Source organism: Micromonospora sp. D75 (assembly GCF_018070405.1).
GTDB lineage: Bacteria > Actinomycetota > Actinomycetes > Mycobacteriales > Micromonosporaceae > Micromonospora > Micromonospora chalcea.
Map to the genome: position 1 here is coordinate 1 of NZ_JAGPXV010000202.1, position 8,966 is coordinate 8,966.

Genomic DNA, 8,966 nt, shown 5'->3' on the forward strand with positions numbered 1-8,966 from the left:
CCGGCGGCTGCGGGTGCGGGTGAGTTGTCGGAGCGGTTGTCGGCGCTGGGCGCGTCGGTGCGGATTGCCGCCTGTGACGTGACCGACCGGGACCAGGTCGGCGCGCTGGTGGCCGAGGTCGTTGCCGGGGGTCGGCTGGCGGGTGTGGTGCACACCGCCGGTGTCCTGGATGACGGGGTGATCGAGCGGGTCACCGAGGAGCGTCTGGCAAGGGTGTTGGCGCCGAAGGTGTCGGCGGGTTGGTTGTTGCACGAGGCGACGGCGTCGCTGGGTCTCGACTTGTTCGTGGTGTTCTCGTCGGTGGCGGGTGTGCTGGGTTCGCCGGGTCAGTCGGCGTACGCGGCGGGCAACGCGTTCCTGGACGGGTTGGCGGTGTGGCGGCGGCAGCTCGGGTTGCCGGCGGTCAGCCTCGCCTGGGGCATGTGGGACACCGCCGGCATGGCCGCGTCGATCGGCGGCAACGACCGGGCCCGTACGGCACGCGCCGGAATCCGACCGATGAACGCCCGCACCGGCCTGGAACTCTTCGACGCCGCCGTGGGGGCACAGCGGGCGGCGCTGGTGCCGGCCGCGATCGACGTACCCGCGCTGCGGGCGGCAGCAGCCGGCGCGGTCGTACCGCCGATGCTGCGCAACCTGGTCGACGTGGCGACGACCCGCCGCCGCGCCGGCCAGGGCGCCCCCGGCGGCTGGGCCGACCGCCTCACCGGCCTCAGCGCAGAGGACGGCCTCGCGCAGGTCGACCAGCTGATCCGGGGCCTGGTCGCGCAGGTCCTCGGGCACGGCGGCGCCGAGGCGGTGCCGGCCGACCGGGCGTTCAAGGACCTGGGCTTCGACTCGCTGACCGCCGTCGAGCTGCGTAACCGGGTGAACGGCGCGACCGGCCTGCGCCTCACCTCGACCCTGGTGTTCGACCACCCGTCCCCGCAGGTCCTGGCGGCCCACGTGTACGCGGAACTCGCCGGCACCCGGCCCGGCACCGTCACGACCGACGAGGCGGCGACCGGCGACGCCGACGAGGCGATCGCGATCGTCGGCATGGCCTGCCGCTACCCCGGCGGGGTGGAGTCTCCCGACGAGCTGTGGAAGCTGGTCAGCACCGGTGGGGAGGGCATCGGGGAGTTCCCGGCCGACCGGGGCTGGGACCTGGAGTCGCTGTACGACCCGGACCCCGACCACGCCGGCACCTCGTACACCCGCCACGGCGGCTTCCTGTACGGCGCGGCGGAGTTCGACCCCGGCTTCTTCGGTGTCTCGCCGCGTGAGGCCCTCGCCATGGACCCGCAGCACCGGCTGCTGCTGGAGGCGTCGTGGGAGACGTTCGAGTCGGCGGGCCTGGACCCGTCGGGCCTGCGGGGCAGCCGGACCGGTGTCTTCGCGGGCGTCATCTACCACGACTACTCGACGCGCCTGATGGAGACGCCCGAGGTCGAGGGCTACATCGGCACCGGCAACTCGGGCAGCGTGCTGTCCGGCCGGGTCGCGTACACGTTCGGCCTCGAAGGCCCGGCGGTCACTGTCGACACGGCGTGCTCGTCGTCGCTGGTGGCGTTGCACCTCGCGGTGCAGGCGTTGCGGTCGGGTGAGTGTGATTTGGCGTTGGCCGGTGGTGTGACGGTGATGGCGACGCCCGGCACGTTCGTGGAGTTCTCGCGGCAGCGTGGTCTGTCGGCCGACGGCCGGTGTAGGTCGTTCGCGGCGTCGGCGGACGGTACGGGCTGGTCCGAGGGTGTGGGTGTGCTGCTGGTGCAACGGCTCTCCGACGCGCAGCGGGAGGGCCGGCGGATCCTGGCGGTGGTGCGGGGCAGCGCCGTGAACCAGGACGGTGCGTCGAACGGCTTGACGGCGCCGAACGGTCCGTCGCAGCAGCGGGTGATCCGGCAGGCCCTGGCGAACGCGCGGCTCACCACCGCCGAGGTGGATGTGGTGGAGGCGCACGGCACGGGCACGACGCTGGGTGACCCGATCGAGGCGCAGGCTCTGCTGGCCACGTACGGGCAGGAGCGTCCGCAGGATCGGCCGCTGCTGCTCGGGTCGGTGAAGTCGAACATCGGGCATGCGCAGGCGGCTGCGGGTGTGGCTGGTGTGATCAAGATGGTGTTGGCGATGCGGCACGGCGTCGTCCCGGCGACGCTGCATGTGGACGAGGCGTCCCCGCACGTCGATTGGACGGCCGGGGCGGTCGCTCTGGCGACCGAGGCGGTGCCGTGGCCGCGGGTGGGTCGGCCGCGTCGGGCGGGGGTGTCGTCGTTCGGGATTTCCGGCACGAACGCGCACGTGATCATCGAGCAGCCGCCCGCCGAGGTGGTTGAGGGGGAGGTCGTCGTCCGCGAGGTGCCGGTGGTGCCGGTGCTGCTGTCGGCCCGCGACGCCGCGGCACTCGCCGGCCAGGCGGGCCGGTGGGCGCGGTGGCTCGCCGTCGACGAGGCCCCACGCGGCGTGGATGTGGCCTGGTCGTCGGTGGCGTCGCGGTCGGCGTTGGAGCACCGGGCAGTGGTGTCCGGGGCGAGCCGGGACGAGCTGCTGGCCGGTCTCGCGGCAGTGGCGGCCGGCGAGCCGTCCGGGGCCGTCGTGACCGGTTCTGCCGCCGCGCGCGGCCAGTTGGCGCTGTTGTTCTCGGGTCAGGGTGCGCAGCGTGCGGGGATGGGTCGGGAGTTGTCGGCCCTGTTCCCGGTGTTCGCCGTCGCGTTGGACGAGGTGTGTGGGCACCTGGATCCGTTGTTGCCGCGTCCGTTGCGGGAGGTGCTGTTCGCGTCGTCGGGGTCCGCCGAGGCGGAGTTGCTGGATCAGACGGTGTTCACGCAGGCGGGGTTGTTCGCGGTCGAGGTGGCGTTGTTCCGCCTGGTGGAGTCGTTCGGGATCGTGCCCGATGTGGTGGCTGGTCATTCGATCGGTGAGGTGACGGCGGCGCATGTGGCCGGGGTGTTGTCCCTGGCGGATGCGTGTCAGTTGGTGGCGGCGCGGGGCCGGTTGATGCAGGCGCTGCCGACCGGTGGCGGGATGCTGGCCGTGGCGGCCGACGAGGCTGCGGTGGCGGAGTCTCTCGCGGGGCTGACCGGCAGGGTTGGTATCGCGGCGGTTAACGGGCCTGCCGCTGTGGGGGTGTCGGGTGCCGTTGACGCGTTGGAGGAGGTGGAGCGGGTTTGGCGGGATCGGGGGGTGCGTACCCGTCGGCTCGCGGTGAGCCACGCGTTCCACAGTCCGTTGATGGAGCCGATGCTCGCCGATTTCCGGGCCGTTCTCGACGGGTTGGAGTTCGCCGCGCCGTTGTTGCCGGTCGTGTCGAACGTGACCGGGGCCCTGGCCGGCGACGAGATCCGTACGCCGGAGTATTGGGTGCGGCATGTGCGCGAGGCGGTGCGGTTCGCCGATGGGATCGCCGCTGTGCGGGCTGCCGGGGTGGACACGTTCCTGGAGGTCGGTCCGCAGAGCGTCCTGACCGCGATGACCGCCGACGTGCTGCCTGATGACGAGGCCGTGCTGGCGGTGGCTGTGCAGCGCCGTGACCGTCCGGAGGCGCAGGCGTTGCTGCGCGCCCTGGCCGAGTTGCACGTGCACGGGATGCCGGTGACCTGGGCACAGTGGTTCGCCGAGACCGGCGCGCGGCGGGTGGACCTGCCCACGTACGCCTTCCAGCGGGAGCGGTACTGGCCCGAGCCGGCGAACCGGCCGCGGCAGACGGCGACCGACGGCGGCGACGCCGACTTCTGGAAGGCCGTCGAACGCGGCGACCTGAGCGCCCTCGCCGCCCAGTTCGGCGACGACGGCGCCGCCCTGGACGCCCTCACCCCGGCCCTGCCGGTCCTGTCGACCTGGCACCGGGCGCGCACGCAGCGGGCCGTCCTGGACGCATGGTCGTACCGCGTCGGATGGAAGCGCGCCGACATCACCGCCGGCCCGGCGCGGCCCGGCTCGTGGCTGCTCGTGACGGCCCAGGACGACCTGGCGGACGGCACCCGGGCGGAGGCGGTCACCAAGGCCCTCGCCGAGGTCGGCGCCGACGTGGTCCGGCTCACCGTCGACCCGGCCGGCACCGACCGGGCGGGCCTCGCCCGGCGGCTGGGCGACGCGCTGGCCGACGGTCCCGTCACCGGCGTGCTCTCCCTGCTCGGCCTCCGCGATCAGCCGCACCCCGCCCACCCGGCCGTGCCGGTCGGGACGGCCGCCACGCTGCTGCTGCTCCAGGCGCTGCACGACACCGGGGCGACGACCCGGCTGTGGTGCCTGACGCAGGGCGCGGTCAGCACCGGCGACGGGGACACCGTGCACGCTGCCGTCCAGAGCGGGCTCTGGGGCCTGGGGCTCGTGGCGGGCCTGGAACACCCCGACCTGTGGGGCGGGCTGGTGGATCTGCCCGAGCAGGCCGACGCGACGGCCTGGGACCGGCTGGCGCGGGTGGTGACCGGCGCCGGCGACGAGGACCAGCTTGCCGTACGCCCCTCCGGGGTGTTCGTCCGTCGCCTGGTCCGCTCGGCGCCCGCCGCCCCCGACACGGCGCAGCGGTGGCGGCCGTCCGGCACCGTGCTCGTCACCGGCGGCACGGGCGCGCTGGGCGCGCACGTGGCCCGCTGGGCGGCGGCCAACGGGGCGGAGCACGTCGTGCTGACCAGCCGCCGCGGCGGGGACGCCCCGGGGGCCGTGGAGCTGCGCGAGGAGCTGACCGCCCAGGGCGTACGGGCGTCGGTCGTCGCCTGCGACGTCGCCGAGCGCGACCAGGTGGCGGCGCTGCTGGCCCGCCTCGACGAGGATCCGGCGCCGCTGACGGCCGTGGTGCACGCGGCGGGCGCCGGCGAGTCCGGGCTGATCGCCGACACCGACCTGGCCGCGTTCGCGGGCGTGCTCGACGGCAAGGTGGCCGGCGGGCTGCACCTGGACGCCCTGCTCGGCGACCGGCCGCTGGACGCGTTCGTGCTCTTCTCCTCCATCGCCGGGGTGTGGGGCAGCGGCGGGCAGTCCGCGTACGCCGCCGGCAACGCCTTCCTGGACGCGCTCGCCGAGCAGCGGCGCGGCCGGGGCCTGGCGGCGACGTCCGTGGCCTGGGGACCGTGGGCCGACGGCGGCATGGCCACCGGCGAAGCCCAGCAGATGCTGGCCCGGCGCGGCCTGACCGCCATGGCGCCGGCCGACGCCGTGCACGCCATGCGGTACGCCGCCGGCCTGCCCAGGGCGGCGCTGACCGTGGTGGACGTCGACTGGGCGGTCTTCGCCCCGGCGTACGCCTCGGCCCGCCCCCGGCCGCTGCTCGACGACATCGCCGAGGCCCGGGAGGCGCTGCACGCCCACGCCGTGGAGCAGCAGCCCGGCGGTGCCGCCGACGCCCTGCGGGAGCACCTGCTCACCCTGCCCCGCCCCGAGCGGGTCCGGCACCTGGTCGACCTGGTCCGCACCCACGCCTCGGCCGTGCTCGGCCACGCGGGAACGGACCGGGTCAAGCCGCAGCGGGCGTTCAAGGAGCTCGGATTCGACTCGCTGACGGCGGTCGAGCTGCGCAACCGACTCACCGGCGTCACCGGCCTGTCGCTGCCCGCGACCCTCGTCTTCGACTACCCGACCCCGGCCGTGCTCGCCGAGAACCTGCTCGACGGCCTGCTGCCCGAGGCGGCGCAGGCGGACGACGGCGACCCGGCGGAGGCGGCCGTCCGGCAGACGCTCGCGGCGATCCCGCTGGCCCGCCTCCGTGAGGCCGGGCTGCTGGACCTGCTGCTCAACCTCGCCGACACCGACGGCGACGACGGTGACGAGTCCACCGACGAGGACCTGGACCTCGACGACCTCGACACCGACGCCCTCGTCAGGCTGGCGCTTGACGGAACCGATTCCTGACCGTTGTCCCCAGTACGGAGCTCATGATGTCTACGTCCGCAGACAAGGTCGTCGAGGCGCTTCGCGCGTCGCTCAAGGAGACGGGCCGCCTCCGTCAGCTCAACCAGCAGCTGACCGCCGCCGCCAGGGAGCCGATCGCCATCGTCGCGATGTCCTGCCGCTATCCGGGTGGCGTCGCCAGCCCCGAGCAGCTCTGGGACCTGGTGGCCTCCGGCGGCGACGCGATCGGCGGCTTCCCGACGGACCGGGGCTGGGACCTGGCGAACCTGTTCTCCGACGACCCCGACCGCCCCGGCACCTCGTACGCCCGGGTGGGCGGCTTCCTCACCGGCGCCGCGGACTTCGACGCCACCCTGTTCGCGATCAGCCCGCGCGAGGCGCTCGCCATGGACCCGCAGCAGCGGCTGCTGCTGGAGACGTCCTGGGAACTGTTCGAGCGGGCCGGCATCGACCCCACCTCGCTGCGCGGCAGCGCCACGGGCGTCTTCACCGGCGTCATGCACCACGACTACGCCGCGAACCTGCGCCAGGCGCCGCCCGGCACCGAGGGCTACCTCGGCGTCGGCACCGCCGGCAGCGTCGTCTCCGGCCGGGTCGCGTACGCGCTGGGGCTGGAAGGGCCGGCTGTCACCGTCGACACGGCGTGCTCGTCGTCGCTGGTGGCGCTGCACCTTGCCGCCCAGGCGCTGCGCGCCGGGGACTGCTCGCTCGCCGTGGCCGGCGGCGTGGCGGTGATGGGCACCCCGCAGGCGTTCGTGGAGTTCAGCCGGCAGCGCGGGCTCGCCCCGGACGGCCGGTGCAAGGCGTTCGCCGACGGCGCCGACGGAACCGGCTGGTCCGAGGGCGTCGCCGTGCTGCTGCTGGAACGGCTCTCCGACGCCCGCCGGCACGGGCACCCCGTCCTCGCCGTGCTGCGCGGCTCCGCCGTCAACTCCGACGGCGCGTCCAACGGGCTGACCGCCCCCAACGGGCCCGCCCAGGAGCGGGTCATCCGCCGGGCGCTGGACGCGGCCGGGCTCTCCACCGCCGACGTGGAAGCCGTCGAGGCGCACGGCACCGGCACGTCCCTCGGCGACCCGATCGAGGCGCAGGCGCTGCTCGCCACGTACGGGGTGGGCCGCGGTGACGCCGAACCGCTGCGGCTGGGCTCGCTGAAGTCCAACCTCGGCCACACCCAGGCCGCCGCCGGGGCCGCCGGGGTGATCAAGATGGTGCTCGCGATGCGGCACGGGACACTGCCGCGCACCCTGCACGTGGACGCCCCGACGTCCGAGGTGGACTGGTCCGCCGGCGCGGTCGAGGTGCTCACCGAGGCCCGCCCGTGGCCCGACGTACGCCGGCCCCGCCGGGCCGGCGTCTCGTCGTTCGGCATCAGCGGCACCAACGCCCACGTCATCGTCGAGGCCCCCGCCGATCCGCCGACCGCCGCCGGGGACGCCGCCCGGCAGTCGCCGCCCGCCACCGCTCGGCCGCCCGTACCGTGGCTGCTCGCGGCTGCCTCCGGCGAGGCGCTGCGTGACCAGGCGGCCCGCCTGCTGGCCTGGCTCGACGGGCCGGGGGCGCACGCCGACCCGGCCGACACCGGGCACGCCCTCGCCACCACCCGCGCCGCTCTCGAACACCGGGCCGTGGTGCTGGTGGGCGACGCGGAGTCCGCCCGGACCGGGCTCGGCGCGCTGGCCCGCGGCGGACCGGACCCGGACCTGCCGGGCGTGCTGACCGGCCGGGTCGTCGACGGCCGACTCGGCCTGCTCTTCGGTGGGCAGGGCGGCCAGCGCGCCGGCATGGGCCACGAGCTGCACGCGGCGTACCCCGTCTTCGCGGCCGCCTTCGACGCGGCCTGCGCCGAACTCGACCGCTGCCTCGCCGGCCACGCCCCGCTCCCCGTCGCGGACGTCGTCCTCGCGGCCGAGGGCACCGCACCGGCCGAACTGCTCGACGAGACCCTGTACACCCAGCCGGGCCTGTTCGCCTTCGAGGTGGCGCTCTACCGCCTCCTGGAGCACTGGGGGGTCCGCCCCGACGCGGTGCTCGGCCACTCCGTCGGCGAGCTTGCCGCCGCGCACGTGGCCGGGGTGTTCTCCCTCGCCGACGCGGCGGCGCTGGTCGCCGCCCGCGCCCGGCTGATGCAGCAGCTGCCCGCCGGGGGCGCGATGGTCGCCGTCGAGGCCGACGAGGCCGAGGTCGCCGCGCACCTGACCGACCGGGTGGGCCTCGCCGCCGTCAACGGCCCCACCAGCGTCGTCCTGTCGGGCGACACCGACGCGGTGCTGGCCGTCGCGGACACCCTGCGCGCGGCCGGGCGCCGCACCAGCCGGCTGCGGGTGTCGCACGCGTTCCACTCGCCGCGCATGGACCCGATGCTCGACGAGTTCCGCGCGGTCGCGGCCGGCCTCACGTACCGCACCCCGCACCTGCCGGTGGTGTCCAACCTGACCGGCCACCCCGTCGACCCGGCCCGGCTCTGCTCGCCCGAGCACTGGGTGGCGCACGTGCGGGGCACCGTCCGCTTCCACGACGGCGTACGGGCCCTGCACGGGCAGGGCGTCACCACCTTCCTGGAGATCGGCCCGGCCGGTGTGCTCACCGCGATGGCCCAGGACTGCCTCGTCGCCGAGGCCGACGAGCTGGCCTTCGTCCCCGCCGTGCGGGGCACCGCGGGCGAGGCCGAGGCGCTGCTCGCCGCCGTGGCGCGGCTGCACGTGCGGGGCGTCGCGGTGGACCGTGCCGCCCTCGCCGGCCCTGGCCCGCACCGCCGCGTCGACCTGCCCACGTACGCCTTCCAGCGCCGGCACTACTGGCTGCCCGCTCCCACCGGCGCCGGCGGTCCCGTCGGCGCCGGACTGGCCGACGCAGGGCATCCGCTGCTCGGCGGCCTGCTGGCGGTCGCCGGCACCGGGCAGGTTGTCTGCACCGGGCAGATCGCCACGGCCACCTCGCCGTGGCTGGCCGCGCCCGGCGACGGCACGGCGCCGCTGCTGCCCGCCACCGCCCTGCTGGACATGCTCACCCACCTCGGCGACCAGCTCGGCGCCCCGAGCGTGCGGCGGCTGCGCGTGCCCGAGCCGGTTCCGCTGCCCGCCGAGGCAACCCTCGAGGTGCAGATCGACGTGGGCGCGCCGGACGAGCACGGACGCCGGGTG

2 protein-coding genes are annotated in these 8,966 nt (G+C 75.5%); both read left to right on the forward strand.

Translation table 11 applies throughout. The features are described 5' to 3' along the window. On the forward strand, nucleotides 1–5,823 hold a 5,823-nt coding region (locus KBX39_RS14525), incomplete at its 5' end, for a type I polyketide synthase (protein ID WP_210871018.1). 26 nt (nucleotides 5,824–5,849) lie between these two features. After that, nucleotides 5,850–8,966 (forward strand): type I polyketide synthase (locus tag KBX39_RS14530; protein WP_210871020.1); only part of this gene is annotated, 3,117 nt, incomplete at its 3' end.